The organism is Streptomyces sp. ALB3, from assembly GCF_044385685.1.
Lineage (GTDB): Bacteria > Actinomycetota > Actinomycetes > Streptomycetales > Streptomycetaceae > Streptomyces.
This window is the reverse complement of the sequence record NZ_JBISCE010000032.1, coordinates 78,117-103,828: the sequence shown is the minus strand read 5'-3', so window position 1 is coordinate 103,828 and position 25,712 is coordinate 78,117. Positions and strand designations below refer to the sequence as shown.

The window sequence follows — 25,712 nt, the reverse complement described above, 5'->3', positions numbered from 1 at the left end:
GGCCGTGAGGCAGCATGGGTACGTACGTCACGAGCCGCACGCGGGTGCGCGCGGACACGAGTGCGGGGAGACGCAGTGGAGAAGCCGAGGGTCGTCCTGGGGATCAGCGGGGGCATCGCCGCGTACAAGGCGTGCGAGCTGCTGCGCAGGCTGACGGAGTCCGGCCACGACGTACGGGTCGTGCCGACCGCCGCGTCGCTGAACTTCGTCGGGGCCGCCACCTGGTCGGCGCTCTCCGGGAACCCCGTGTCGAGCGAGGTCTGGGACGGCGTGCACGAGGTGCCCCACGTCCGGATCGGTCAGGCGGCCGATCTCGTCGTGGTCGCCCCCGCCACCGCCGACATGCTGGCGAAGGCCGCTCACGGCCTGGCCGACGACCTCCTCACCAACACCCTGCTCACCGCGCGATGTCCGGTCGTCTTCGCGCCCGCGATGCACACCGAGATGTGGGAGCACCCCGCCACGCAGGAGAACGTGGCCACCCTGCGCCGCCGGGGCGCCGTCGTCATCGAGCCCGCCGTCGGAAGGCTCACCGGTGCGGACACGGGCAAGGGCAGGCTGCCCGACCCGGGGGAGATCTTCGAGGTCTGCCGGCGGGTCCTCGCGCGCGGCCCCGTCGTCCCCGACCTCGCGGGCCGCCATGTGGTGATCAGCGCGGGCGGCACCCGTGAGCCGCTCGACCCCGTGCGCTACCTGGGCAACCGGTCGTCGGGCAAGCAGGGCTACGCCCTCGCCCGGACCGCCGTCGCGCGGGGCGCCAGGGTGACGCTCATCGAGGCCAACACGGGCCTCCCGGACCCCGCGGGCGCCGACGTCCTGCGGGCAGGGACCGCCGTCCAGCTGCGCGAGGCCGTGCTGAAGGCGGCGGCCGACGCGGATGTGGTGGTGATGGCCGCGGCGGTCGCCGATTTCCGGCCCGCCGCCTACGCGTCAGGGAAGATCAAGAAGAAGGACGGCCAGGAGCCGGCCCCCGTCGCTCTCGTCCGCAACCCCGACATCCTCGCCGAGGTCGCCGCGGACCGGCCCCGGCCGGGGCAGCTCGTCGTCGGATTCGCCGCCGAGACCGACGACGTCCTCGCCAACGGCCGGGAGAAACTCCGCCGCAAGGGCTGCGACCTGCTGGTCGTCAACGAGGTCGGGGAGCGGAAGACCTTCGGGTCCGAGGAGAACGAGGCGGTCGTACTCGGTGCCGACGGCGGGGAGACCGCTGTGCCGTACGGACCGAAAGAAGCTCTCGCCGACACGGTCTGGGACCTGGTGGCGGCGCGTTTCGGTTAGATTGCCAGAGCCCGCTCCGGCGGGACGGACGTCACGGCGACGAGTTGCGTCCCGCGCCCGGAAGGAGTGATTGTCGTACTGCTGTCAACAGTGCCGCAGGTCACAGACCTCCCAAGGGGCGAGACGCGTGACCCGACCACCGGAGGCGACCGATAAACTGGTCGACGGAATGTGCCGGGCGCAGCTCCCGGACCTCCACCAATGATCAGCCAGCAGCCGCTGCAACCCCAGGGAGCGATGTGTCCCGCCGTCTCTTCACCTCGGAGTCCGTTACCGAGGGCCACCCCGACAAGATCGCTGACCAGATCAGCGACACGATTCTCGACGCACTCCTGCGGGAGGACCCCTCTTCTCGCGTCGCCGTCGAGACCTTGATCACCACCGGTCTGGTGCACGTCGCGGGTGAGGTCACGACCAAGGCCTACGCCGACATCCCCAACCTCGTACGCAACAAGGTGCTGGAGATCGGCTACGACTCCTCCAAGAAGGGCTTCGACGGAGCCTCCTGCGGCGTCTCGGTCTCCATCGGGGCGCAGTCCCCGGACATCGCCCAGGGTGTCGACACCGCGTACGAGAAGCGGGTCGAGGGCGACGAGGACGAGCTCGACAAGCAGGGCGCCGGCGACCAGGGGCTGATGTTCGGCTACGCCTGCGACGAGACTCCCGAGCTGATGCCTCTGCCGATCTACCTCGCGCACCGGCTCTCCCGCAGGCTCTCCGAGGTCCGCAAGAACGGGACCATCCCGTACCTGCGCCCCGACGGCAAGACCCAGGTCACCATCGAGTACGACGGTGACAAGGCCGTCCGCCTCGACACGGTCGTCGTCTCCTCGCAGCACGCCTCCGACATCGACCTGGACTCGCTGCTCGCGCCCGACATCCGCGAGTTCGTCGTCGAGCACGTCCTGGGCCAGCTCATCGAGGACGGCATCAAGCTGGACACCGAGGGATACCGCCTTCTGGTGAACCCGACCGGCCGCTTCGAGATCGGCGGCCCGATGGGCGACGCCGGCCTCACCGGCCGCAAGATCATCATCGACACCTACGGCGGCATGGCCCGCCACGGTGGCGGCGCCTTCTCGGGCAAGGACCCGTCCAAGGTCGACCGCTCCGCCGCCTACGCCATGCGCTGGGTCGCCAAGAACGTCGTGGCGGCCGGGCTCGCCACCCGCTGCGAGGTCCAGGTCGCCTACGCGATCGGCAAGGCCGAGCCGGTGGGCCTGTTCGTCGAGACCTTCGGCACCGCCGCGGTGGACCCGGAGAAGATCGAGAACGCCATCGGTGAGGTCTTCGACCTCCGCCCGGCCGCGATCATCCGCGACCTCGACCTGCTCCGCCCGATCTACGCCCAGACCGCCGCCTACGGCCACTTCGGCCGCGAGCTCCCCGACTTCACCTGGGAGCGCACGGACCGCGTGGAGGCGCTGCGCGCGGCGGCGGGCCTCTAGCCGCCGCTGGTTCCCGCACCGGGGCCCGGACACCGCACACGGTGTCCGGGCCCCGGTGCGCGCTGCCGTCCGGACGGCCGGGACCTGTCGGTGGTGTCTGGTAGGAATGTTGCTGTGAGCAGCGACGACGAGCGGTCCGACGAGCCCGGGTCCGGGGCGCCGGAGCAGCTTGCGCTCATCCGGGAGACGGTGCGCAGGGCGAAGGTGCCGCGTGCCAAACCACGGACCTGGCGGGGCGCCGCGCTCGCCGGGGAGCTGCCGGTCGCCCGCGTCCTGGTGAACAAGGGCGCGCTGCACCTCGACCAGTACTTCGACTACGCGGTCCCCGAGGAGCTCGACGCGGACGCGCGCCCCGGGGTGCGGGTGCGGGTGCGGTTCGGGGCGGGAGGACGCCAGGTCCGCGGTGGGAGACGCGAGGGCGGCGGGCTGATCGACGGCTTCCTGATCGAGCGCCGGGCCACCTCGGACTACCAGGGAGCCCTGGCGGCCCTCGCCTACGTCGTCTCACCCGAGCCGGTGCTCGGACCGGAGCTGCTCGAGCTCTCGCGGGCCGTCGCCGACCGCTACGCCGGCAGCCTCGCGGACGTGCTCCAGCTCGCCGTACCGCCCAGGAACGCCCGCGCCGAGGGCAAGGCGTCGCCCGCGCCCCTGCCTCCTCCCCCCGCCCCGGCGCCCGGGACCTGGGAGCGGTACGCCCAGGGCCCCGGCTTCCTGCGCGCCCTGGCCGAAGGCGGGGCGCCCCGGGCCGTCTGGACCGCACTGCCCGGACCGCACTGGCCCGAGGAGATCGCCCGCGCCATGGCCGCGACCCTGGCCTCGGGCCGGGGCGCGCTCGTCGTCGTACCGGACGGACGGAGCGCGGGCAGGGTCGACGCCGCGCTCACGGCGGTCCTGGGGGAGGGCCACCACGCACTGCTGACCGCCGACTCCGGTCCGGAGAAGCGCTACCGGCAGTGGCTGGCGGTGGCGCGCGGCTCCGTGCGCGCGGTGGTCGGGACCAGGGCGGCGATGTTCGCCCCGGTCGCCGACCTCGGCCTGGTCGCCCTCTGGGACGACGGGGACTCCAGCCACAGCGATGACAACGCGCCCTTCCCGCACGTCAGGGAGGTGCTGGAGCTCCGCGCGGCGCACGGCCGCTGCGGCTTCCTGCTGGGCGGGACGAGCTGCACGGTGGAGGCCGCGCAACTGGTCGAGAGCGGCTGGGCGCTCCCTCTGCGCGCGGAACGCGACCAGCTGCGGATCGCGGCCCCCCTCGTACGCACCGTCGGCGACGGCGAGCTCGCGCGGGACGGCGCGGCCCGCTCGGCGAGGCTGCCCAGCCTGGCCTGGCAGGCCGTCCGGGACGGCCTGCGCAGCGGCCCCGTGCTCGTCCAGGTACCGCGCCGGGGTTACGCGCCCAGGCTGGCCTGCGAGCGCTGCCGCGAGCCCGCCCGGTGCCGCCACTGCGCCGGGCCGTTGCAGGCTCCGGACCAGCGGGATCTGGACTGCGCGTGGTGCGGGCGGGCGGAGACGGCGTGGAGCTGTGCCGCGTGCGGCGGGGTGCGGCTGCGGGCCCGCGTCGTGGGGGCCCGCAGGACCGCCGAGGAGCTGGGGCGCGCCTTTCCCGCCGTCCCGGTGCGGACGTCCGGGCGGGATCACGTGCTGGACTCCGTGCCCGGGAGTCCCGCCCTCGTCGTCAGCACGCCCGGGGCGGAGCCGGTGGCCGAGGGCGGGTACGCGGCGGCGCTGCTGCTGGACGGCTGGGCGATGGTGGGCCGGCCCGACCTGCGGGCGGGCGAGGAGGCACTGCGCCGCTGGACGGCCGCCGCGGCCCTGGTGCGCGGGCAGCCGGAGGGCGGCACGGTGGTCATCGTGGCCGAGCCGACCCTGCGGCCCGTGCAGGCCCTGGTCCGCTGGGACCCGGCGGGCCATGCCCGCCGTGAGCTGGCGGAACGCGCGGAACTCGGCTTCCCGCCGGTCTCCCGGATGGCCTCGGTGACGGGCCCGCCGGAGGCGGTGGCCGCCTACCTCGCCGGGGCGGAGCTGCCGCCCGAGGCGGAGGTGCTCGGCCCGGTCCCGGTCCCGGGAGCGACCCCCGGCAGACCCCGCAGGCAGGGGGACGCCCCACCCGGCGAGACCTGGGAGCGCGCGCTGGTCAGGGTCCCGCCCGGCCGGGGCGCGGCGCTGGCTTCCGCGCTGAAGGCGGCCCAGGCGGCCCGGACGGCCAGGGGCACGGGGGACCCCGTACGCATCAGGATCGATCCGCCGGACATCGGCTGACGATCCGGGGCTATCGGCGCGCCGGAGGGAACCAGGGTCCGGAGCGCCCGGCACCCGTGCGCCCGCGACCGCCCGACGCGCTTCCCGGGCCGCCCGCGCGCTGCGTGCCGGGACGGTCGGAGGCGGTGCGGGCCGACCGCTCCGGTCGGCCGCCCCCGCCCCGCCGCTGCGAGGACCGAGGCGGCCCGCACCGCCGGTCGCCGCCGCCCCGCGTCAGCCGTTGCGCGGACCGGGGAAGGCGCCCGGGCGGTCCGACGGCTGGGGCGGCATGGAGCGGGCCGCGGGGACGGTCGGCAGCGCGGGGGAGGAGCCCGGCGTCGCGGGCACCGCGCGGTTCGCGGTCTCCGTGGCCGCCTCCGCCGGCCCAGGCTGCGGCTGCGGGGCGGTGCGGCGCGCGCCGTAACGGCGGTGCACCGCCTGCTTGGTGACCCCGAGGGCGGAGCCCACCGCATCCCACGAGAAGCCCAGCGAACGGTCGAAGTCCACCGCAGCGGTGACCAGCGTCTCCACGCTGTCCCGTAGCTCCTGCGCCAGCCGGACCGTCGGGGCCGGCGCCCTGCCGTAGACGACGAAGCCCGCGGACGGGCCGGAGCGGCGCGGACGGTAGACGTTGCCCAGCTGTGCGGTGAGCGTACGCAGCGCGTCCACCTGCCGCCGGACCCGCTCGATGTCCCGCACCAACAGGTGCAGACTGGCACGCGCTTGGGCGTCGTGGGTTGCGTGGTCGGCCATGAACAAGCCTCTCGAACCGGCGTTGAAAGGGATCGGACCGCACGGTGGCGGCCCACTTCGGTCAATCTCACTTGACCAACGCGTCACCCGGCCATGTGGTCACGCACCAGGGGCGTATGGGCATGTCCACGGGGGCGCGCGGACGTGCGTACGCCCCCCGCCCGGCCGGGCGGCCCTGACCGGGCGGGACCACGCGGGCACCCCTAGACTGGTGTGCTGCTCGCCACGTACGTTCCGGCCCGAGAGGCAGTCCGCCACCCATGAAGCTCGTCTTCGCAGGCACCCCCGAGGTCGCCGTTCCCGCTCTGGACGCACTGATCGCCTCCGACCGCCACGAGGTGGCCGCCGTGGTGACCCGTCCCGACGCGCCGGCAGGGCGGGGACGCCGGCTGGTCGCCAGTCCCGTGGCCGAGCGCGCGGAGGAGGCGGGCATCGAGGTGCTCAAGCCCGCCAGGCCGCGCGACGAGGACTTCCTGGCGCGGCTGCGGCAGATCGCACCGGACTGCTGCCCCGTGGTCGCGTACGGCGCGCTGCTCCCGAAGACCGCGCTGGACGTGCCCGCCAGGGGCTGGGTCAACCTGCACTTCTCGCTCCTGCCCGCCTGGCGCGGGGCCGCCCCCGTGCAGCACGCCGTGATGGCCGGGGACGAGGTCACCGGCGCGTCGACCTTCCTGATCGAGGAGGGACTCGACTCGGGGCCGGTGTACGGCGTCCTGACGGAGGAGGTCAGGCCCACGGACACCAGCGGCGACCTGCTCACCCGGCTCGCCTTCGCCGGTGCCGGGCTGCTCGCCGCGACCATGGACGGCATCGAGGACGGCACCCTGCACGCGGTCCCGCAGCCCGCCGACGGCGTCACCCTCGCGCCCAAGCTGACCGTCGAGGACGCCCAGGTGCAGTGGTCCGCGCCCGCGCTCAGGGTCGACCGGGTGGTGCGCGGCTGCACCCCCGCGCCCGGCGCGTGGACCCTGTTCCGGGGGGAGCGCCTCAAGCTGGTCCAGGCCGCCCCCGTCCTGGAGCGCACCGACCTGGCGCCGGGCGAACTGTCGGCGGGCAAGAACCACGTCCACGTGGGGACCGGCTCGCACGCCGTGGAGCTGCTCTGGGTCCAGCCGCAGGGCAGGAAGCCGATGAGGGCCGCCGACTGGGCCCGCGGCGTACGCATCGCCCCCGGGGAGCTGCTGGGCCCCTGAGGCCTCGGACGGGCGCGGGGACAGGCGACGTACGCTGGACGGGTTAGCCCCCTCACCATCAGCGGAGCACCTTTCACGTGAACGACCAGCAGCGTCGCCGTCCCGCCAAGCCGCACCGCCGCCCCAAGAAGGACCCGGTCCGGTTCCTCGCCTTCGAGGTGCTCAGGGCGGTCGACGAGCGGGACGCCTACGCCAACCTCGTCCTCCCCCCGCTGCTGAAGAAAGCGCGCGCCAAGGGCGACTTCGACGGCCGGGACGCCGCGCTGGCGACCGAGCTGGTCTACGGCACCCTGCGCAGGCAGGGCACCTACGACGCGATCGTCGCCGCCTGCATCGACCGGCCGCTCCGCGAGGTCGACCCGCCGGTGCTCGACGTCCTCAACATGGGCGTCCACCAGCTGCTCGGCACTCGCATCCCGACCCACGCGGCCGTCTCCGCCAGTGTGGAACTGGCGCGGGTCGTGCTGGGGGAGGGCCGCGCCAAGTTCGTCAACGCGGTGCTGCGCAAGGTCACCGCCCACGACCTCGACGGATGGGTGGAGCGCGTGGCTCCCTCCTACGACGAGGACGCCGAGGAGAACCTCTCCGTCGTCCACTCGCACCCCCGCTGGATCGTCTCCGCGCTCTGGGACGCACTGGGCGGTGGCCGCGCCGGCATCGAGGACCTGCTGGAGGCGGACAACGAACGGCCCGAGGTGACGCTCGTCGCCCGTCCCGGCCGTTCCACCACCGGGGAACTGCTGGACGCCCTGGGCGAGGAGAGCGGTCTCCCCGGCCGCTGGTCGCCGTACGCCGTGCGGATGGCCGAGGGCGGCGAGCCCGGAGCCCTGGCCGCCGTACGGGACGGCAGCGCCGGTGTGCAGGACGAGGGCAGCCAGCTCGTCGCGGCCGCCCTGGCCAACGCCCCGGTCGAAGGCGATGACACCCGGTGGCTGGACGGCTGCGCCGGTCCGGGCGGCAAGGCCGCGCTGCTGGCCGCGCTCGCCGCCGGACGCGGGGCCACCCTGCTCGCCGCGGAGAAGCAGCCGCACCGTGCCCGGCTCGTCGAGCGGGCGCTGGCCGGGAACCCGGGGCCGTACCAGGTGATCACCGCCGACGGGACCCGGCCGCCGTGGCGGCCCGGCTCCTTCGACCGTGTCCTCATGGACGTACCCTGCTCCGGCCTCGGCGCGCTGCGCAGGCGCCCGGAAGCCCGCTGGCGGCGCCGCGCTGAGGACCTGGAGAGCTTCGCCCCCCTGCAACGCGGTCTGCTGCGCGAGGCGTTGAAGGCCGTGCGGGTCGGCGGGGTCGTCGGCTACGCGACCTGTTCGCCGCATCTCGCCGAGACCAGGGTCGTCGTCGAGGACGTACTCAAGGGACGCGGTGGGGAACCGGTCGAGGCGGAGTGGGTGGACGCCCGTCCGCTGCTGCCCGGGGTTCCCGCACTGGGTGACGGACCCGACGTCCAGCTGTGGCCGCATCTGCACGGCACCGACGCGATGTACCTCGCCCTGCTGCGCCGCACGGCCTGACCGAGGGGGAAAAAGCCGGGATTGCGCGAACCGTGATGATCCCGTGAGGCTTTGAGGCGCACCGGGGCGGGGAAGTGGCTCGGAGCATGGCAGGCTTGGGGCATGGCCCAGATCAACCCCAGCATCCTGTCCGCCGACTTCGCCCGTCTCGCCGAGGAGGCGAAGGCCGTGGAAGGCGCCGACTGGCTCCATGTCGATGTCATGGACAACCATTTCGTGCCCAACCTGACCCTCGGCGTGCCCGTCGTGGAGGCGCTGAGCAAGGCGACGGACACCCCGCTGGACTGCCATCTCATGATCGAGGACGCGGACCGCTGGGCACCGCAGTACGTCGAGGCCGGCGCGGGCTCGGTCACCTTCCACGCGGAGGCCGCGGCCGCGCCCGTGCGCCTGGCCAGGGAGATCAGGGCCAAGGGCGCCCGCGCCTCCATGGCGCTCAAGCCCGCCACGCCCATCGAGCCGTACGAGGACCTGCTGCCCGAGCTCGACATGCTGCTGATCATGACGGTGGAGCCGGGTTTCGGAGGCCAGTCCTTCCTGGACATCATGCTGCCGAAGATCCGCCGCACCCGTGAGCTGATCTCCAAGCACGGACTCGAGCTGTGGCTCCAGGTCGACGGCGGTGTCTCGGCCACCACCATCGAGCGGTGCGCGGAGGCCGGCGCGGACGTGTTCGTCGCCGGCTCGGCGGTGTACGGGGCCGAGGACCCGGCCGAGGCGGTGCGGGCACTGCGTGCCCAGGCGGACGCGGTCACGGCTTCCGCGCCCTGGGCATGCGGCCACTGAACCAAGCTCAGATGAACGGGGCCCCACGGGCCTGATCAAGGATCGCCGGATCTGACAGGATGAACGGCGTATCGAGCGTGTGAACAGCAGTGAGGAGATCGCGGTGTCTGGCATCTCGGCGGGTCGGTCAGCCATGCGGATGGGACCCGCGGAGCTGGTGCAGGCGGCGGCCATGGCCCGCCGGTTCTACCTCGAGGGGAAGTCGAAGATCCAGATCGCCGAGGAGTTCGGCGTCAGCCGCTTCAAGGTGGCGCGGGTCCTGGAGACGGCTCTCGAGCGTGATCTCGTACGTATCGAGATCCGGGTACCGGCGGAACTGGACGCGGAGCGCTCCGACGCGCTCCGGGCCCGCTACGGTCTGCGGCACGCTGTCGTGGTCGAGTCCCCGGCGGAGGAACAGGACGACGCGGCCGACCCCGAGAACCTGGGTGAGGTGGCGGCCGACCTGCTCGGAGAGCTGGTCAACGAGGGAGACGTGCTGGGGCTGGCCTGGGGCCGCTCCACCATCCACATGGCGGCGGCCCTCGACCGGCTGCCGCCGTGCACGGTCGTGCAGCTGACCGGGGTCTACGACGCGGGCACGGCCGAGCGCGGCTCGGTCGAGGCGGTCCGCCGCGCCGCGCAGGTCTCGGGCGGCGAGGCGCACCCGATCTACGCTCCGATGCTGCTGCCCGACCCGGCGACGGCCGCCGCGCTGCGGCACCAGACGGGGATCGCCCGCGCCTTCGAGTACTTCGACAAGGTGACGGTCGCCGCGGTCTCCATCGGTTCCTGGGAACCCGGCATCTCCACCGTCCACGACATGCTCTCGGACGAGGAGCGGGGCCACTACGCCTCGCTCGGTGTGGCGGCGGAGATGTCCGCCCACCTCTTCGACGCGGACGGGCGCCGGGTCGGCAGGGATCTCGGTGAGCGGTGCATCACCGTGGAGGCCGACCGGCTGCGCCGTATCCCCGAGGTCGTGGCCATCGCCGGAGGGCAGCGCAAGGCGGCGGCGATCGGCGCGGTGCTGCGCTCGGGGCTGGTCACCAGCCTCGTCACGGACACGGCCGCGGCGGACTACCTCCTGACGGAGTCGGCCGCCGGGCAGCGGCCCGCGCTGGAGCGGGCCGACCCCGACGACTGGTCCTGACCACGGGAGCGTCGGAGGCCGGGCACCTCACGGGGTGCCCGGCCTCCGACGCTCCCGGCCTCAGCGGCCGTCGCGCGCGCCCAGCGCCGTATGGCCCTCGCTCACGCCCAGGACGGACTCCTCCAGATAGGCCCCCGGCTCCGCGTACTGGCTGACGTCCGCCGGGTTGTAGCGGGGTGTCTGCCGCGACCAGTCCAGATTCCCGCGCATCCAGCTCCGCATCCCGTCGAGGTACGGCACGAGCAGTCCGGCCAGCTCCGGGTGCGTGTGGAGCAGCTCGCTCTCCGCGGCGAGGAACCGCCGGGTCTCCTCGGCGATCTGTGCGCACACGTGTTCGAGTGCCTGCCGCTTCCCGTAACCGCGGTGGTGCCGGACCAGGTGGACGAGGTTGTGGATCTCGCCCAGCACCTGTTCCTTCTCGTAGGAATAGACGTCGTTCGCCCAGCACACGACATTGCAGGCCGCTTCCAGTGCCGTGATGAACCGGGCGTCGTTGTGGACCGACTCGGGCGCTCCGATGCCCACGACGATCTCGATCAGGTCCATGCACACGTGGATCGCCCCGGTGTGCCGGCGCTTGGCGATGTACGTCGCCTCGGACGGCACCACACCGTCGGCGCGGTTTCCCGCCTCCCAGGTGGTCGCGGTCGTCAGATAGGTCATGAGGTGCCAGGTGAACCGGGTGCGCCATTGGGGCGCGGCCTGCGGAACCGTACGTTCCCACAGGTCCGCCAGTGCGACGAGCGCGGCGGGGGCCTCCTCGCCGGGCAGCGGTCCGGGGGCCGTGCCCTCGACCACGGCCCGCATCCGCTCCACCACGTCCCGTACGCGGTCGGGACTGCGGCCCAGGTGCCCGTCGTCCAGTTGGTCATCGACGAGGAACAGCCAGACGAACCAGTCCGCGACCAGGTCGAGGTGCTCGCTGTTCGCCGTCGGGTAGACCATGCCGACGAACGCGCCGAAGTCGGCCTGCTCGAAGCGCTGTCTGGCCGAATCCCGGTGGACCAGGCCGGTGCGCCGCGTCCACGCGTCGAGGTGCTCGCGGGTGTGACCCACATGCGGATTGCTCCGCTGGGGGAACGGGCAGTAGATGTCAGGCAGTTCGCTCACCACAGGCGGATCCCCATCCTCTCCGGCCAAACGCGTGACAGGTGTTCCGGGCTTGTGGGCGGCATCGCGCCTACCGCAGGGACCTGCGATTTTGAAGCTACCTGACCCCCCGTCACCCGGTCCAGGGATCGTGATCACGAAGGAGCGAATCGTGTTCGGGTAGGGTCCATGGGTAAGGCAGGCTTCCACTTGCCCGGCCCCCGACATCCTCCTTGGAGGAAGTGACGAACGCGGGGGTCCATTGCTGTGTCTTCGTGGAAACGACCTGCACCGTTTCGTATGAAAAAATGGTCATTATGCGTTTTCTTGAGCCCGGCACCGGTCGTTACACGACCTCCCCCTCGGTCCCTTACGACCTGACGTACGACGACGTCTTCATGGTTCCCGGCCGCTCCGCGGTCGGGTCGCGGCAGGCCGTGGATCTCTCCTCGCCCGACGGCAGCGGCACCACCATTCCGCTCGTCGTCGCCAACATGACCGCCATCGCGGGCCGCCGGATGGCCGAAACCATCGCCCGCCGCGGTGGGCTGGTCGTGATCCCCCAGGACATCCCGATCGAGGTCGTCACCGAGGTCATCGGCTGGGTCAAGAAGCGTCACCTCGTGCTCGACACGCCGATCGTGCTGGCCCCCGGCCAGACCGTGGGTGACGCCCTGTCCCTGCTGCACAAGCGGGCCCACGGAGCCGGCGTCGTGGTCGACGCCGGGAACCGCCCGGTCGGCATCGTCACCGAGCACGACCTGACCGGCGTCGACCGTTTCACCCAGCTGTCCGAGGTCATGTCCAAGGACCTGGTCGTGCTCGACGCGGGCATCGACCCTCGCGAGGCCTTCACCAGGCTCGACGGCGCCAACCGCAAGCTCGCCCCCGCGGTCGACGCGGACGGCCGGCTCGTCGGCATCCTCACCCGCAAGGCCGCGCTGCGCGCGACGCTGTACACCCCCGCGACGGACGCGGACGGCAGGCTGCGGATCGCGGCGGCCGTCGGCATCAACGGCGACGTGGCGGGCAAGGCCGGGCAGCTCCTGGACGCGGGTGTCGACACGCTCGTCGTGGACACCGCGCACGGTCACCAGGAGTCCATGATCAGCGCGGTCGCAGCCGTCCGTGCGCTCGACCCCCGCGTGCCGGTCGTCGCGGGCAACGTCGTGGCGGCCGAGGGCGTACGCGACCTGATCGAGGCGGGCGCCGACATCGTCAAGGTCGGCGTGGGCCCCGGCGCGATGTGCACCACCCGGATGATGACCGGTGTCGGCAGGCCCCAGTTCTCCGCCGTACTGGAGTGTGCCGCCGAGGCGAGGAAGCACGGCAAGCACGTCTGGGCCGACGGTGGCGTCCGGCACCCGCGCGATGTCGCCATGGCGCTCGCCGCCGGCGCGTCCAACGTCATGATCGGCTCCTGGTTCGCCGGCACGTACGAGTCGCCGGGCGACCTCCAGCAGTCCGCCGACGGCCGGTACTACAAGGAGTCGTTCGGGATGGCCTCGGCGCGCGCGGTCAAGAACCGCACCTCGGAGGAGTCCGCCTACGACCGTGCCCGCAAGGGACTGTTCGAGGAGGGCATCTCCACCTCGCGGATGTTCCTCGACCCCACCCGTCCCGGCGTGGAGGACCTGATCGACTCGATCATCGCCGGTGTCCGTTCCTCCTGCACCTACGCGGGCGCGTCCTCGCTCGAGGAGTTCGCCGAGAAGGCGATCGTGGGTGTGCAGAGCGCCGCCGGCTACGCGGAGGGCAAGCCGCTCCACGCCAGCTGGAGCTGACGCGAGGGGCTCCGAGCCCCGCTCCACGGGTGCCCCTCCCGGCCTTCGCGCCGGGAGGGGCACTTCCGTGTGCACCCGGGGCCGGCCCGTCGGCACCCGGGGGTGTTCCGGGTGCCGACGAGCCGTGCCCCGTGAGCGCCCGGGGTCACGGACGGCGGACCTTCCTCCTCTGCCGGCACTCCGGTCACCCCTTCAACACGGCTGCCCTATAAGTAATATGAGCCGCAATCAGCTGCCCGCCCCTCTGCGGTAAGGGATTTCATGACCTCCTTCTTCACCGACCTGGCCCAGCAGTACATCGACGGCGAGTGGAGGCCGGGCAAGGGGTCCTGGGACATCATCGACTTCAACCCGTACAGCGGGGAGAAGCTCGCCTCGATCACCGTCGCGACGGCCGACGAGGTCGACCAGGCCTACCGGGCCGCCGAGCGGGCTCAGCCGGAATGGGCGGACACCAACCCGTACGCCCGGCGGACGGTGCTGGAGAAGGCACTCCGTGTGGTGGAGGAGCGCGAGGCCGAGATCAGCGAGGCGATCGTCGAGGAACTGGGCGGCACCCGGCTGAAGGCGGGCTTCGAACTGCACCTGGCCAAGGAGTTCCTCCGCGAGGCGGCCCAGCTCACGCTGCGGTCCACGGGGCAGATCCTGCCCTCGCCGACCGAGGGCAAGGAGAACCGCGTCTACCGGCTGCCGGTCGGCGTGGTGGGCGTCATCAGCCCGTTCAACTTCCCCTTCCTGCTGTCGCTCAAGTCGGTGGCGCCCGCACTGGCGCTCGGCAACGCGGTGGTGCTCAAGCCGCACCAGAACACGCCCGTCTGCGGTGGCACGCTGATCGCCAAGGTGTTCGAGGAGGCGGGTCTGCCCGCCGGGCTGCTGAACGTCGTGGTCACCGACATCGCCGAGATCGGCGACGCCCTGCTGGAACACCCCGTCCCGCAGGTCATCTCCTTCACCGGCTCGGACAGGATCGGCCGCCACGTCGCGACGGTCTGCGCGGCCAACCTCAAGCGCGCGGTGCTCGAGCTGGGCGGCAACAGCGCACTGATCGTCCTGGACGACGCCGATCTGGACTACGCCGTCGACGCGGCCGTCTTCAGCCGCTACGTCCACCAGGGACAGGTCTGCATGGCGGCCAACCGCATCCTGGTCGACCGGTCGGTGGAGGAGGAGTTCACCGAGAAGTTCGTCGCCAAGGTCGCCTCCCTGCGCGTCGGTGACCCGGCCGACCCCGCGACCCACATCGGCCCGCTGATCAGTTCCTCGCAGGCCGACGCGGTGTCCAGGCTCGTCGACGAGACCGTGGAGGCGGGCGCCACGGCACTGCTGCACGGCAGGGCCGAAGGCAATGTGGTGAGCCCGTCCGTGCTGACCGGCCTCGCCGACGACTCTCCCGTCCTGCGGCAGGAGATATTCGGGCCGGTCGCCCTGCTCGTGCCCTTCGACGGTGAGGACGAGGCCGTACGGATCGCCAACGACACCCCGTACGGACTGAGCGGCGCGGTCCACACCGGCAACATCGAGCGCGGTGTCCGGGTGGGGCAGCGGATCCGCACCGGCATGATCCACATCAACGACGGCACGGTCCACGACGAGCCCCTCGTGCCCTTCGGCGGGGAGAAGAGCTCGGGCCTGGGGCGGCTGAACGGTGAATCCATGCTCGAGGCGTTCACCACGCAGAAGTGGATCTCGGTCCAGCACGGCCGCTCGCAGTTCCCCTTCTGACCTGCCGCTCCCCGCGGTGGACGCGCCCCGCCGGGGCGCCCGTGGTCTACTTCGGGGGCGGCCCGTGCCGCCCCCGAAGTCCCCCGCCGCAGAGAAGTGACCCGCCCGAAGTGCGCCTGAACGACCTCGACGAACGCATCGTCCACGCCCTCGCCGAAGACGCCCGACGCTCCTACGCGGACATCGGCGCCCTCATCGGCCTCTCCGCTCCCGCGGTGAAACGCCGGGTGGACCGGCTGCGCGCCGAAGGCGCCATCACGGGCTTCACCGTGCGGGTCGACCCCGCCGCGCTCGGCTGGGAGACCGAGGGGTTCATCGAGATCTACTGCAGCCGCAACACCGCCCCGGAAGCCATCAAGCAGGGCCTCTCCGCGTATCCGGAGATCGCGTCCGCGTCCACGGTGACCGGCGACGCCGACGCGATCGTGCAGGTCTTCGCGGCGGACATGCGGCACTTCGAGCAGGTGCTGGAGCGGATCGCGGGGGAGCCGTACGTCGAGCGGACCAAGTCGGTGCTCGTGCTCTCCCCGCTGCTGAGGCGGTACTCGTCGGCCCCGCCCGCCTGACGCCGGCGGGAACTATCCGGGGGCGGCGGGAGGGCGTGCGGCCCGGACTCCGGGACGTCGGGGGAGCGGGGGAGCGGGGGCCGGCGACGGGTCGGCCGACCGGAGCGGGCGCCGCCCGCAGGGCCGGGCGGGCGGGTACCTGACGAGACCGAAATCACTCGTCCGGCCTGCGAGGACGCTCCGCGCAACACATCGCCGCCAGGACGGCTTCCCGCGCAACAGATCGACGGTACACACGCAACAATCGCGCCTTGTCGGCCGTGATCCCCACGCCGTACCTTCGATACGTCTCCCCACCCCGCCCGTCCCGCCCGAGGTCAGCCATGCCGCCGTTGCGTACCGCCCTGCTCCAGAGCTCCGGACGAGCCGGATCGGTGGACGCCAACCTCGCCACGCTGGACGAGGCCGCCGGGCGCGCCGCGTCGACGGGTGCCCGGCTGCTCGTCTGCCCGGAGATGTTCCTCACCGGCTACGCCATCGGCGACGCCGTCCCCGAACTCGCCGAGCCCGTGGACGGGCCCGCCGCGCAGGCGGTCGCCGAGATCTGTGCGCGCCACGGCCTCGCCGTCCACTACGGCTATCCGGAACGGGACGGCGAAGCCGTGTTCAACGCGGCGCAGCTCATCGGCCCGGACGGGGCGCCTCTCGCCAACTACCGCAAGACCCACCTCTTCGGCAGCTTCGAGGAGGAGTGGTTCACCCCAGGCCGGCGCCTGGTGGTGCAGGCCGATCTGGACGGCGTGAAGATCGGGCTGCTGATCTGCTACGACGTCGAGTTCCCGGAGAACGTGCGCGCGCACGCCCTGGCCGGGACCGAGCTGCTGCTGGTCCCGACCGCGCTGATGCACCCCTTCCCGTTCGTCGCCGAAGCCGTCGTGCCGGTCCGCGCCTTCGAGAGCCAGCTCTACATCGCCTACGTCAACAGGACCGGCCAGGAAGGCGAGTTCGACTTCACCGGACTGAGCTGCCTGGCCGGCCCCGACGGCACGGTCCGCGCCCGCGCCGGCCGCGGTGAGGAACTGCTCGTCGGCGAGGTCGACCCCGGGCTGCTCGCCGGGTCCCGCGCCGCCAACCCGTATCTCCGGGACCGCCGCCCGGGCCTGTACGGCTCCCTGGTCTGAGCACCCGCCCCCGTCCCCACACCTCCCCGCTAGGAGCCCCCGCCCCATGACGTCCACGGTGCCCAACGCCGTCCAGCACACCGACGCGCAGCCGCCGATCACCATGTTCGGGCCGGACTTCCCCTACGCCTACGACGACTACCTCGCCCACCCGGCGGGCATCGGGCAGATACCGGCCACCGAACACGGCACCGAGGTCGCCGTCATCGGTGGCGGGCTCTCCGGCATCATCACGGCGTACGAACTCATGAAGATGGGCCTCAAGCCCGTCGTCTACGAGGCGGACCGGATCGGCGGACGGCTGCGTACCGTCGGCTTCGACGGCTGCGACCCCTCGCTGACCGCCGAGATGGGCGCCATGCGCTTCCCGCCCTCGTCCACGGCGCTCCAGCACTACATCGACCTGGTGGGCCTGGAGACCAAGCCGTTCCCCAACCCGCTCTCCCCGGCCACACCGTCGACCGTCGTCGACCTCAAGGGGGAGTCCCACTACGCGCGGACCATCGACGACCTGCCGCCGGTGTACCGCGAGGTGATGGACGCCTGGAACTCCTGCCTGGAGGAGGGCGCGGACTTCTCGGACATGAACCGCGCGATGCGCGAGCGCGACGTACCGCGCATCCGGGAGATCTGGGCGAAGCTCGTCGAGAAGCTCGACGACCAGACCTTCTACGGGTTCCTCTGCGGATCCGACGCCTTCGCCTCGTTCCGGCACCGTGAGATCTTCGGACAGGTCGGCTTCGGCACCGGCGGCTGGGACACCGACTTCCCCAACTCCATCCTGGAGATCCTCCGCGTCGTCTACACCGAGGCCGACGACCACCACCGGGGGATCGTCGGCGGCAGCCAGCAGCTGCCGCTGCGGCTGTGGGACCGCGAACCGCAGAAGCTCGTGCACTGGCCCCTCGGCACGTCGCTCTCCTCCCTGCACGACGGGGAGCCGCGCACAGCCGTCACGCGGCTCGACCGCACCGCGGGGAACCGGATCACGGTCACCGACGCCACCGGGGACATCCGCACCTACCGGGCCGCGGTCTTCACCGGCCAGTCCTGGCTGCTGCTCTCCAAGATCGCGTGCGACGACGCGCTCTTCCCCATCGACCACTGGACGGCGATGGAGCGCACCCACTACATGGAGTCGTCCAAGCTGTTCGTGCCCGTCGACCGCCCGTTCTGGCTGGACAAGGACGAGGCCACCGGCCGGGACACGATGTCGATGACGCTCACGGACCGGATGACGCGGGGGACGTACCTGCTGGACGACGGGCCGGACAAGCCGGCCGTCATCTGCCTCTCCTACACCTGGTGCGACGACAGCCTGAAGTGGCTGCCGCTCTCCCCGAAGGAGCGCATGGACGTCATGCTCAAGTCGCTCGGCGAGATCTACCCGGGCGTCGACATCCGCAAGCACGTCATCGGCAACCCGGTCACCGTCTCGTGGGAGAACGAGCCCTACTTCATGGGCGCCTTCAAAGCCAACCTGCCCGGCCACTACCGCTACCAGCGGCGCCTGTTCACCCACTTCATGCAGGACCGGCTGCCCGCCGACAAGCGTGGCCTGTTCCTCGCGGGCGACGACATCTCGTGGACCGCGGGCTGGGCGGAGGGAGCCGTGCAGACCGCGCTGAACGCCGTATGGGGTGTGATGGCGCAGTTCGGCGGGGAGACGGACCCGACGAACCCCGGCCCGGGCGACGTCTTCGACGAGATCGCGCCGGTCGAACTCCCGGAGGGCTGAGGGGGGGGCACGTACGGGGCGCTTCGTCTCAGCGGCACGCCACGTACGGGGCGCGTCGGCTCAGCGGCACGGAGTGAGCAGGAAGCGCCCCACCAGCCCGGCTCCGGCGTCCATCCGCGCCCTGAACTCCTCCGCCAGCGGCGGCACCCCGCGCAGCTGCCACAGCATCCGGGCCGCCGACCACGACGCGTCGCGGGCCCGCTCCAGACTCCAGGACCCCGCGAGATGCAGGAGGGGATCGGCGACCCGCAGCAGATCGGGGCCGGGCATCAGATCCTCGCGGATCTGCTCCTCCAGCAGCACGAGGAGATCGCCCACGCGGTCGAACTCCTCCTTCAGGTCGGCCGGCGCGCAGCCGAGCGTCCGGCAGGTGTCCACGACGGCCAGCGACAGATCGTGCCCGATGTGGGCGTTGATACCGGCCAGCGCGAACTGCACCGGGCGCACGCCCGGGTGGCGGCGGAACTGGAACAGCGGGCGCCAGCACGCCGGCGGACTACCACCCGACACGTCTGCGTCGACCGCCGTCAGATAGTGCTCGGCGAAGCGCACATCCAGTGCGGCGGCGGCCTTCCGGTCCCGGAACGCTCCGTCCGCGAGGTGCCGGCCGACGGCCTCCGTGACCGTCAGATAGACCTGGTTGAAGACCGCCACGCCGTCGCCGGGCGGCCAGCCGGAGCGGAACGCCCGCATCCGCTCGATCACCGCGCCGACATCGGTCGCCGGGCCGGCCGCGCCGGCCGGAAGTGCGAACTGCTCGATCCGGTCCATGCGGGCAGCGTCCCAGCCGTAGGCTCGCCACGGCGCCGACGGGCCGGAGACTTCATCGGAACGGACGAACACCGGGCGCCGGGGGCCACCAACGGCCGGGGCGAGGCCCCCCGCCGGGACGAGGCCTCGCCGGTACGCGGCCGAGGCGGACACCGGGACGGCGGGGCGCCGGGGCGAGCCGCCCCCGGCGAGTCAGGACGTCCCGGCCGGCGGCTTCTCGTCGTACTGGGAGGTGCCCGCGTCCAGCAAGGGCTCCTGGGTCTTGAGGTGCGCGGGGGCGAACGCCCGCAGCGCGTGGTAGCCGGTGATCACGACGAGCGTGCCGAGGGCGATCCCGCCCAGCTCGAAGTTGTCGGTGATCTTCAGGCTGACACCGCCGACGCCGATGATGATGCCCGCGGCGGCGGGTACCAGGTTGAGGGGATTGCGCAGGTCGACCTCGGCGTTCAGCCAGATCTGGGCGCCCAGCAGGCCGATCATGCCGTACAGGATGACCGTGATGCCGCCGAGCACCCCGCCGGGGATCGCGGCGACGACCGCGCCGAACTTGGGGCACAGGCCGAAGAGCAGGGCGAAGAACGCCGCGGCCCAGTAGGCGGCGGTGGAGTAGACCCGGGTCGCCGCCATCACCCCGATGTTCTCGGAGTACGTGGTGTTGGGCGGGCCGCCGACGGCCGTGGACAGCATCGAGGCCGCGCCGTCCGCGGCGATGGCGGTGCCCAGCTTGTCGTCGAGCGAGTCGCCGGTCATCTCGCCGACCGCCTTCACATGCCCGGCGTTCTCGGCGATCAGGGCGATGACGACGGGCAGCGCGACCAGGATCGCCGACCACTCGAAGCTCGGCGCGTGGAAGGACGGCAGTCCGATCCAGTCGGCGCCACCCACGGCCGACAGGTCCAGCCGCCAGTGGTCCACGGCCTCGGCGCCGCCTGCCGGGGAGTGGATCTTCCCGAAGACCAGATCGAGCACCCATGACAGCACGTAGCCGAAGACGAGCCCGAGGAAGATCGCGATACGGGAGAAGAACCCGCGCAGACAGACCACGGCCAGCCCGGTGAACAGCATCACCAGCAAGGCCGTCCACTGGTCCTGGGGCCAGTACGTCGACGCGGTGACGGGTGCCAGGTTGAAGCCGATCAGCATCACGACGGCGCCGGTCACCACCGGAGGCATCGCCGCGTGGATGATCCGCGCGCCGAACCGCTGCACCACGAGCCCCACCAGGAACAGCACGGCGCCGACCACCAGGACCGCACCGGTGACGGTGGCACTGCTGCCGCCACTTGCCCGGATCGTGGCTGCCACACCCACGAAGGAGAGCGAGCACCCCAGATAGCTGGGCACCCTGCCCTTCGTCGCCAGCAGGAAGATGGCGGTGGCGACGCCGGACATCATGATGGCGAGGTTCGGGTCGAGACCCATCAGGACGGGCGCCACGAAGGACGCGCCGAACATGGCCACCACGTGCTGCGCGCCCAGGCCGAACGTACGGGGCCAGGAGAGCCGCTCGTCGGGGCGCACCACGGCCCCCGGTGCGGGCGTCTTTCCGTCGCCGTGCAAGGTCCAGCGCACGCCGAGGCCCATGGTCGCTCCCTGATTGGTGTGTGCGGTGCGCCCTGTGGGTCCATCCGCGGCGAAAGATCAGAGCCATGGTAGTGCCGCGGGCCGGTGAGTCCGCGTCGGCCCCACCCCTGGCGGAACGTGCGGTTCCGCTGTGCGTCCGCGTCTGCGGCAGGGCGCCGGCGCCGCGGGCCGGGTGTCAGCGGGCCGCGTGTCAGCGGTCCGCGGGGTTCCGGGCCGGCGACGGCTGCGGCACGCCGCCTTCCGCGACCTTGCGGTCACCGGCCCGCAGCACCCCCGCTCCCAGGACCAGCCCGAACGCCAGCGCCGTCACCAGGCCGAACGACACGAGCAGCGAGGTCGCCTCCGCCAGCGAGCCGATCGCGGACGGGGCGATGAGCCCGGAGGTGTACGTGATCGTGGCGACGCCCGCGATGGCCCGGCTCGGGTTCGAGCCGCTGCGCCCGGCCGCGGCGAACGCCAGCGGGACGACGACCGCCACGCCGAGGCCCAGCAGCCCGAAGCCGGTGAGCGCGAGGGTCGGCCCTGGCGCCAGGACCACGAGCAGCCCGCCGGCGGTGGCCAGGACGCCCCCGACCCGTACGGTCCGCACCGCGCCGAAGCGGTCGACGACCCGGTCGCCGGCGATCCGGGCGATCGCCATCATGAGGGCGAACGCCGTGGTCGACGCCGCGGCGAGCCCGGCCGAACTGCCCATGACGTCCCGGAGGTAGACCGCCGACCAGTCCATGGAGGCTCCCTCGGCGAACACCGCGCAGAACCCTACGGCTCCGATGACCAGTGCGGACTTCGGCGGCAGCGTGAACCGCGGCGGCGGCTCCTCGTCGGGCTCGCTGCGCAGGTCGAGGACGCCCTGGCAGGCGGCCAGGCCGAGCGCCGTCAGCACCAGCGCCGCCAGGGTGTGGTGCAGCCGGGCATCGGCCCCTGTGTGGGCCGCGACGGTGCCGGCCGCCGAACCGATCAGCGCACCCACGCTCCACATGCCGTGCAGCCCGGACATGATCGACTTGTCGAGCCGGTTCTCCACCTCGACGCCGAGCGCGTTCATCGCGACGTCCGACATCCCCGCTGTGGCCCCGTAGACGAACAGCGCGAGGCAGAGCGTCAGCAGATTCGGGGCCAGGGCGGGCAGGACCAGCGCGAGCGTCCAGAGGGCGAGCAGGCCGCGCAGGGCCGTTCGCGCGCCGAAGCGGTGACTGACGCCGCCGGCCAGCGGCATGGCCAGCGAGGCGCCGATGGCGGGGAAGGCGAGCGCGAGGCCGAGTTCGCCGGCACTCACCGAGGCGTGGTCCTGGATCCAGGGGACCCGGGTGGCGAAGCTGCCGGTCACCGCGCCGTGCACGGCGAAGACCGCGGCGACCGCGTACCTCGCCCGCCTGATCTGCTCCGTACCGAAGACCGGGACTGCTGGATCCCTCGTCATACGCCGTGCCCTCCCCTGGAAGTCATGCCCGCCGGGGCCCCCGGCGCCGCGTCGCGCGGTGCGGTGCGTAAACTATCAGGAACCCTGCCTGATGAATAACCCCACAGCGTCGGTCCGTCAGTGATCTGGAAGGATCCCGGCATGCCCGCATCCCCGAGCACCGCCCGGGCCATCAACGACCGGCTCGCCCTGCGACTGCTCCAGCAGGACGGCCCGCTGACGGCCACTCAGCTGAAGACCCTGACCGGCCTCTCCCGGCCCACTGTCGCCGATCTGGTGGACCGTCTGCAGGACGCCGGCCTGGTCCGGGTCGTCGGGGAGAGCGGCGCGGACCGCCGGGGACCCAACGCCCGCCTGTACGGGATCGTGGCCGACCGGGCCCACCTGGCCGCCCTCGACGTACGCACGGACAGTGTCGCCGTGGCCGTCGCGGACCTCCTGGGCGTCACCCTCGCCGAGGCCACGCTGCCGATCGGCAGCGACACCGGGACGCGGCCCGCCGTGGAACGGGCCGTGGCGATGCTGGAACGCACCGCACGCACCGCGGGAACGGCCCCGCTGCACAGTGTCGGCGTCGGCGCGCCCGGCCTGATCGACCCGGTCACCGGGGAGCTCAGGAACACCGCCGGGCTCCCCGCCTGGCACCGGGGACTGGTCAAGGAGCTCCAGCGGCGACTGCCCGCCACCGTCCTCGTGGAGAACGAGACCAACCTCGCGGCCGTCGCCGAACACCGCGTCGGGGCCGCCCGGGACCGCGACACCTTCGTGCTGCTCTGGCTGGGCCACGGCATCGGTGCCGCGGTCATGCTCGACGGGAAGCTGCGCCGCGGCGCGTCGGGTGGCGCGGGGGAGATCGGCTTCCTCCCGGTGCCCGGCACCTCGGGTGTCCCCTCGGCGGTCAACTGCGACGGAGGCTTTCACTCCCTGGTGGGCTCGGCGGCCGTCTGCGAACTGGCCGCCCGCCACGGCGTCGAGGCCTGGAGCCCCTCGGCGGACGGGGCGCAGGAACAGGACCCCGCCGCCGCGTTCGCCGTCCGGGCCGCCCTGCGAGCCGGCGACGCATCCGGCGAGGCCTTCCTGGGGGCGCTCGCCGACCGCCTGGCACTCGGAGCCGCCTCCGTCGTCTCCGTGCTCGACCCCGGCTGCCTCCTCCTGGCCGGCGAGGTCGGCCGCGCCGGCGGCGACGCGCTCGCCGCACGGGTGGAGGAGCGACTGGCCCGCATGTCACCGCTGCGCACGGAGGTCAGGGCCGGGACGCTGGGCGGCGGCGCGGTCCTGCGCGGCGGGCTGTTCGCGGCGCGGGATGCGGCGCAGGACGCGCTGTTCGGCGTGGGGGGCTGAGCGGCCTGACGGGTGCGGGACACGTCCGGGTCAGGCCCCGGACGGCTCCTCAGGTCCGGTGCGGGACATCATGGTGGCTCACGGCCTCCGTTTCCACCAGGAACTCGCTCGGCTCGCCCCACCACGACACGTACAGACTGTCCCGCGCGCGGGTGCAGGCGACGAAGAGCAGACAGCGCTCAGCCAGAACGTCGGCCTCGTACTGAAGCCGGTCCACGTCCGCCGGAGTCACGGCCGTCGGATACGGCAGAGCGCCGCTGCCCACGCCTATGACGGCGACGCACCGGAACTCCAGACCCTTGAACGCGTGCATGGTGCCGACCTGGACGGCGGCCGGGTCGGAGGCGGCATCGCCCCGCAGACGCGCGGCGCGGATCCCCGCCGCCGTGAGCCGTTCGACCGCCTTGTCGCAACTCTTGTTGAACCGGGAGCCGATCCCGATCTCACCCGGCTCGATCCCACTGTCGAGCCACGCTTGCACCCGCGCGACGAGGGCGTCGAGTTCGGCGGCCTCCGAGCTTCCGCCGTACGTCTCGGGTCCGTTGCCGTGCAGGGCCGACCGATAGCCGAGCAGCGTCTCGTTGCGGGCATCGTCCGCCAGTTGCTCGAAGGGCCGGCCGACGAGGAGGGCGGTCGACCAGCTGAGGATCTCGTGGGTAGACCGGTAGTTCTTGCGCATCTTCGTGGACCGACCGGAGACCCGGACGCCGACCGCCTTCAGCGACACCTTCGTGTCGTAGATGCGCTGGTGGGGGTCGCCCGCGATGAAGAGGTCGTCCGGCCGGGCCGGAGCCGCCGCGCGCAGCAGCCGCCACTGGGCGGGGTGCAGATCCTGTGCCTCGTCGACGACCACGTGCCGGAAGCGGGGGCCGACGCTCTCCAGCAGGTCGGCGGCTTCCGCACACGTGCCCAGGTAGGTGCGCAGCCCGTCCGCGGTGAGCCGCTCGCGGAACTCCACGATCGTGCGCCAGACGAGCCTGCGGGAGGACGCCGGCAACGCACTGCCGCGCCCCCGCCGCTCACACCCCTCGTACTCCTCCAGGGACCGCAGGTTCTGCGCGAGAACCACGTGCTTGTACTCCTGGGCGAGGAACTGCGCGGTGCCGGTGAAACCGCTCGCCTGTGCTGCCTGCTCCCACCTGGCTTCCTCCTCACCGCCCCGCAACGGCCGCCGTGACGTCGACACGACCCTCCCCGCGAACGCGTCGACGGTCATGATGTCGACGCGGTCACGCAGCACCTCGTCCTCGACCAGTGCGGCCAGCCCGGTTCGCAGCGCGGCCACCAGCGTGTTGGTGTACGTCGTGAGCAGGATCCGGTCCCCGTCGCGCAGATACCCCAGCAGGTGGCGTACCCGGTGCAGGGCGACGACCGTCTTGCCGGTGCCCGGACCGCCGGTGACCTGGGCGGGGCCCGAGTAGGAGGGCCGGTAGGCGACCTTGTGCTGTGACGGGTGGAGGAAGACCCGCCAGGCAGCGAACGGCTTGGCGAGGATCTCGCGGAGCTCCTCAGACGCGGTGACGAGAGCGATACGGGCCCGGGTGCGCCGGATGGCGGTGGCGAAGTCCTCGGTGTCCACGGGCGGGTCGCCGGCGGACACGGCGGACATACTGACGGACACGACGTCGCGCCACACCTCCTCCACGCTGAAGCCCGCCGCCAGGTATTCCAGGACCTCGCGCTGGTCCTGAGGGAAGTACGGGGCGAAGATTTCCAGTTGTTCCGCGTCGGTGAGGGCGCGGGCCTGGCGGAGCGTGGTCCCGTCGATACCGAGTGCCGTCATGTCACCGTCGGACACGTGCGCGAACAGGCGCTGATGGGGAGCCGGGGCGATGCGCTCGTACGCCGGAGTCAGCTCGTCGAGCATCGCGATGTCCCGGATCTCCACGGCCCGGGTCACCGTGTTGATGCTGGCCTTCTGCTTGATCGCCCACGCGATCGCCTTGTCGTGCGGCATCACCCGCAGCAGGACGTAGGTGTCCCCGCTGTCCGGCGCGAGGACGACACCGCGCGTGCCCTGATCGATGCGGATGGTCCTGATGTGCGGGTCGCGGGCCCGCTTGAGCGTTTCCAGCTTCAGCCCCTGGTCCTTGAAGAGCTGGTCCAGGGTGAGACGTTCGAACTTCTCCCAGGCGTCGAACACTCCCTGTTTGACGCTTCCCTGGAGCTTGCTGAGCTGTGCGCAGAAGTCGATGTCGAACGCGAGGTGGGGCATGGGCGGACTCTCCGGGGAAGCG

At 72.3% G+C, this 25,712-nt stretch carries 19 protein-coding genes; 13 read left to right on the top strand and 6 right to left on the bottom strand.

What is annotated here, in order from left to right:
* Nucleotides 1-75 precede the first annotated feature (75 nt).
* The 3 genes from coaBC (at nucleotide 76) to ACHFIV_RS19840 (ending at nucleotide 4,985) form a co-directional block, all read left to right on the top strand.
* A complete protein-coding gene (gene coaBC / locus ACHFIV_RS19850) occupies nucleotides 76-1,278 on the top strand; it encodes a bifunctional phosphopantothenoylcysteine decarboxylase/phosphopantothenate--cysteine ligase CoaBC (RefSeq protein WP_398970625.1) in 1,203 nt (400 codons plus the stop codon).
* Between the two features lie 239 nt (nucleotides 1,279-1,517).
* Nucleotides 1,518-2,726 carry a methionine adenosyltransferase gene (metK, locus tag ACHFIV_RS19845; protein WP_398970623.1) on the top strand — a complete coding sequence of 403 codons (1,209 nt, stop codon included), beginning with the start codon at nucleotides 1,518-1,520 and terminating at the stop codon, nucleotides 2,724-2,726.
* 114 nt (nucleotides 2,727-2,840) lie between these two features.
* The gene (locus ACHFIV_RS19840) at nucleotides 2,841-4,985 is read left to right on the top strand and encodes a primosomal protein N' (protein ID WP_398970620.1); all 2,145 of its coding nucleotides are present in this window, start codon (nucleotides 2,841-2,843) and stop codon (nucleotides 4,983-4,985) included.
* A 213-nt stretch (nucleotides 4,986-5,198) separates the two neighbouring features.
* Here the strand turns inward: ACHFIV_RS19840 and ACHFIV_RS19835 are convergent, their stop codons facing one another.
* Nucleotides 5,199-5,717 carry a hypothetical protein gene (locus ACHFIV_RS19835; protein ID WP_398970618.1) on the bottom strand — a complete coding sequence of 173 codons (519 nt, stop codon included), beginning with the start codon at nucleotides 5,715-5,717 and terminating at the stop codon, nucleotides 5,199-5,201.
* Between the two features lie 260 nt (nucleotides 5,718-5,977).
* Between ACHFIV_RS19835 and fmt the strand changes: the two genes are divergently transcribed.
* The 4 genes from fmt (at nucleotide 5,978) to ACHFIV_RS19815 (ending at nucleotide 10,339) form a co-directional block, all read left to right on the top strand.
* Nucleotides 5,978-6,910, top strand: coding sequence for a methionyl-tRNA formyltransferase (gene fmt / locus ACHFIV_RS19830; RefSeq protein ID WP_398970616.1), 933 nt, complete (start codon nucleotides 5,978-5,980; stop codon nucleotides 6,908-6,910).
* Nucleotides 6,911-6,987: 77 nt separating this feature from the next.
* Nucleotides 6,988-8,421: an RsmB/NOP family class I SAM-dependent RNA methyltransferase gene (locus ACHFIV_RS19825; RefSeq protein ID WP_398970614.1), complete on the top strand. Its 1,434-nt coding sequence runs from the start codon at nucleotides 6,988-6,990 to the stop codon at nucleotides 8,419-8,421.
* Nucleotides 8,422-8,523: 102 nt separating this feature from the next.
* Nucleotides 8,524-9,207 (top strand): ribulose-phosphate 3-epimerase, encoded by a 684-nt coding sequence (gene rpe, locus ACHFIV_RS19820; RefSeq protein ID WP_398970612.1) that lies wholly within the window; start codon nucleotides 8,524-8,526, stop codon nucleotides 9,205-9,207.
* A 133-nt stretch (nucleotides 9,208-9,340) separates the two neighbouring features.
* On the top strand, nucleotides 9,341-10,339 hold the full coding sequence (locus tag ACHFIV_RS19815; protein ID WP_458575932.1) for a sugar-binding transcriptional regulator: 999 nt from the start codon (nucleotides 9,341-9,343) through the stop codon (nucleotides 10,337-10,339).
* 60 nt (nucleotides 10,340-10,399) lie between these two features.
* Here ACHFIV_RS19815 and ACHFIV_RS19810 read toward each other — a convergent pair whose 3' ends face one another.
* The gene (locus tag ACHFIV_RS19810) at nucleotides 10,400-11,452 is read right to left on the bottom strand and encodes a terpene synthase family protein (protein ID WP_398970610.1); all 1,053 of its coding nucleotides are present in this window, start codon (nucleotides 11,450-11,452) and stop codon (nucleotides 10,400-10,402) included.
* A 293-nt stretch (nucleotides 11,453-11,745) separates the two neighbouring features.
* Here ACHFIV_RS19810 and ACHFIV_RS19805 point away from each other — a divergent pair, with 293 nt between their 5' ends.
* From ACHFIV_RS19805 to ACHFIV_RS19785, 5 genes are all read left to right on the top strand, one after another.
* On the top strand, nucleotides 11,746-13,212 hold the full coding sequence (locus ACHFIV_RS19805) for a GuaB1 family IMP dehydrogenase-related protein (RefSeq protein ID WP_398970607.1): 1,467 nt from the start codon (nucleotides 11,746-11,748) through the stop codon (nucleotides 13,210-13,212).
* Nucleotides 13,213-13,473: 261 nt separating this feature from the next.
* Nucleotides 13,474-14,934 carry an aldehyde dehydrogenase family protein gene (locus ACHFIV_RS19800; protein ID WP_398970604.1) on the top strand — a complete coding sequence of 487 codons (1,461 nt, stop codon included), beginning with the start codon at nucleotides 13,474-13,476 and terminating at the stop codon, nucleotides 14,932-14,934.
* A gap of 110 nt (nucleotides 14,935-15,044) precedes the next feature.
* Nucleotides 15,045-15,500 (top strand): Lrp/AsnC family transcriptional regulator, encoded by a 456-nt coding sequence (locus ACHFIV_RS19795; protein ID WP_398970602.1) that lies wholly within the window; start codon nucleotides 15,045-15,047, stop codon nucleotides 15,498-15,500.
* A gap of 323 nt (nucleotides 15,501-15,823) precedes the next feature.
* Nucleotides 15,824-16,621, top strand: coding sequence for a carbon-nitrogen hydrolase family protein (locus tag ACHFIV_RS19790; RefSeq protein WP_398970599.1), 798 nt, complete (start codon nucleotides 15,824-15,826; stop codon nucleotides 16,619-16,621).
* Between the two features lie 46 nt (nucleotides 16,622-16,667).
* Nucleotides 16,668-18,359, top strand: coding sequence for a flavin monoamine oxidase family protein (locus ACHFIV_RS19785; RefSeq protein WP_398970597.1), 1,692 nt, complete (start codon nucleotides 16,668-16,670; stop codon nucleotides 18,357-18,359).
* A gap of 60 nt (nucleotides 18,360-18,419) precedes the next feature.
* Here the strand turns inward: ACHFIV_RS19785 and ACHFIV_RS19780 are convergent, their stop codons facing one another.
* The 3 genes from ACHFIV_RS19780 to ACHFIV_RS19770 form a co-directional block, all read right to left on the bottom strand.
* A complete protein-coding gene (locus tag ACHFIV_RS19780; protein WP_398970595.1) occupies nucleotides 18,420-19,130 on the bottom strand; it encodes a DUF5995 family protein in 711 nt (236 codons plus the stop codon).
* A 192-nt stretch (nucleotides 19,131-19,322) separates the two neighbouring features.
* Entirely contained in the window at nucleotides 19,323-20,714 is a 1,392-nt protein-coding gene (locus tag ACHFIV_RS19775) for a uracil-xanthine permease family protein (protein WP_398970592.1), read from the bottom strand.
* Nucleotides 20,715-20,904: 190 nt separating this feature from the next.
* Nucleotides 20,905-22,134: an MFS transporter gene (locus ACHFIV_RS19770; protein WP_398970589.1), complete on the bottom strand. Its 1,230-nt coding sequence runs from the start codon at nucleotides 22,132-22,134 to the stop codon at nucleotides 20,905-20,907.
* Nucleotides 22,135-22,275: 141 nt separating this feature from the next.
* Between ACHFIV_RS19770 and ACHFIV_RS19765 the strand changes: the two genes are divergently transcribed.
* Complete coding sequence (locus tag ACHFIV_RS19765; protein ID WP_398970586.1) at nucleotides 22,276-23,475, top strand: ROK family transcriptional regulator; 1,200 nt, start codon at nucleotides 22,276-22,278, stop codon at nucleotides 23,473-23,475.
* 49 nt (nucleotides 23,476-23,524) lie between these two features.
* On the opposite strand, the gene ACHFIV_RS19760 is transcribed toward ACHFIV_RS19765, so the two are convergent.
* Nucleotides 23,525-25,690 carry a UvrD-helicase domain-containing protein gene (locus ACHFIV_RS19760; protein ID WP_398970583.1) on the bottom strand — a complete coding sequence of 722 codons (2,166 nt, stop codon included), beginning with the start codon at nucleotides 25,688-25,690 and terminating at the stop codon, nucleotides 23,525-23,527.
* Nucleotides 25,691-25,712: the final 22 nt, after the last annotated feature.

Coding starts and splice junctions, on each gene's coding strand:
- ACHFIV_RS19835 (WP_398970618.1), bottom strand. CDS start 5,717: ATGGCCGACCACGCAACCCACGACGCCCAAGCGCGTGCCAGTCTGCAC.
- fmt (WP_398970616.1), top strand. CDS start 5,978: ATGAAGCTCGTCTTCGCAGGCACCCCCGAGGTCGCCGTTCCCGCTCTG.
- rpe (WP_398970612.1), top strand. CDS start 8,524: ATGGCCCAGATCAACCCCAGCATCCTGTCCGCCGACTTCGCCCGTCTC.
- ACHFIV_RS19815 (WP_458575932.1), top strand. CDS start 9,341: ATGCGGATGGGACCCGCGGAGCTGGTGCAGGCGGCGGCCATGGCCCGC.
- ACHFIV_RS19805 (WP_398970607.1), top strand. CDS start 11,746: ATGCGTTTTCTTGAGCCCGGCACCGGTCGTTACACGACCTCCCCCTCG.
- ACHFIV_RS19800 (WP_398970604.1), top strand. CDS start 13,474: ATGACCTCCTTCTTCACCGACCTGGCCCAGCAGTACATCGACGGCGAG.
- ACHFIV_RS19790 (WP_398970599.1), top strand. CDS start 15,824: ATGCCGCCGTTGCGTACCGCCCTGCTCCAGAGCTCCGGACGAGCCGGA.
- ACHFIV_RS19785 (WP_398970597.1), top strand. CDS start 16,668: ATGACGTCCACGGTGCCCAACGCCGTCCAGCACACCGACGCGCAGCCG.
- ACHFIV_RS19780 (WP_398970595.1), bottom strand. CDS start 19,130: ATGGACCGGATCGAGCAGTTCGCACTTCCGGCCGGCGCGGCCGGCCCG.
- ACHFIV_RS19775 (WP_398970592.1), bottom strand. CDS start 20,714: ATGGGCCTCGGCGTGCGCTGGACCTTGCACGGCGACGGAAAGACGCCC.
- ACHFIV_RS19770 (WP_398970589.1), bottom strand. CDS start 22,134: ATGACGAGGGATCCAGCAGTCCCGGTCTTCGGTACGGAGCAGATCAGG.
- ACHFIV_RS19765 (WP_398970586.1), top strand. CDS start 22,276: ATGCCCGCATCCCCGAGCACCGCCCGGGCCATCAACGACCGGCTCGCC.
- ACHFIV_RS19760 (WP_398970583.1), bottom strand. CDS start 25,690: ATGCCCCACCTCGCGTTCGACATCGACTTCTGCGCACAGCTCAGCAAG.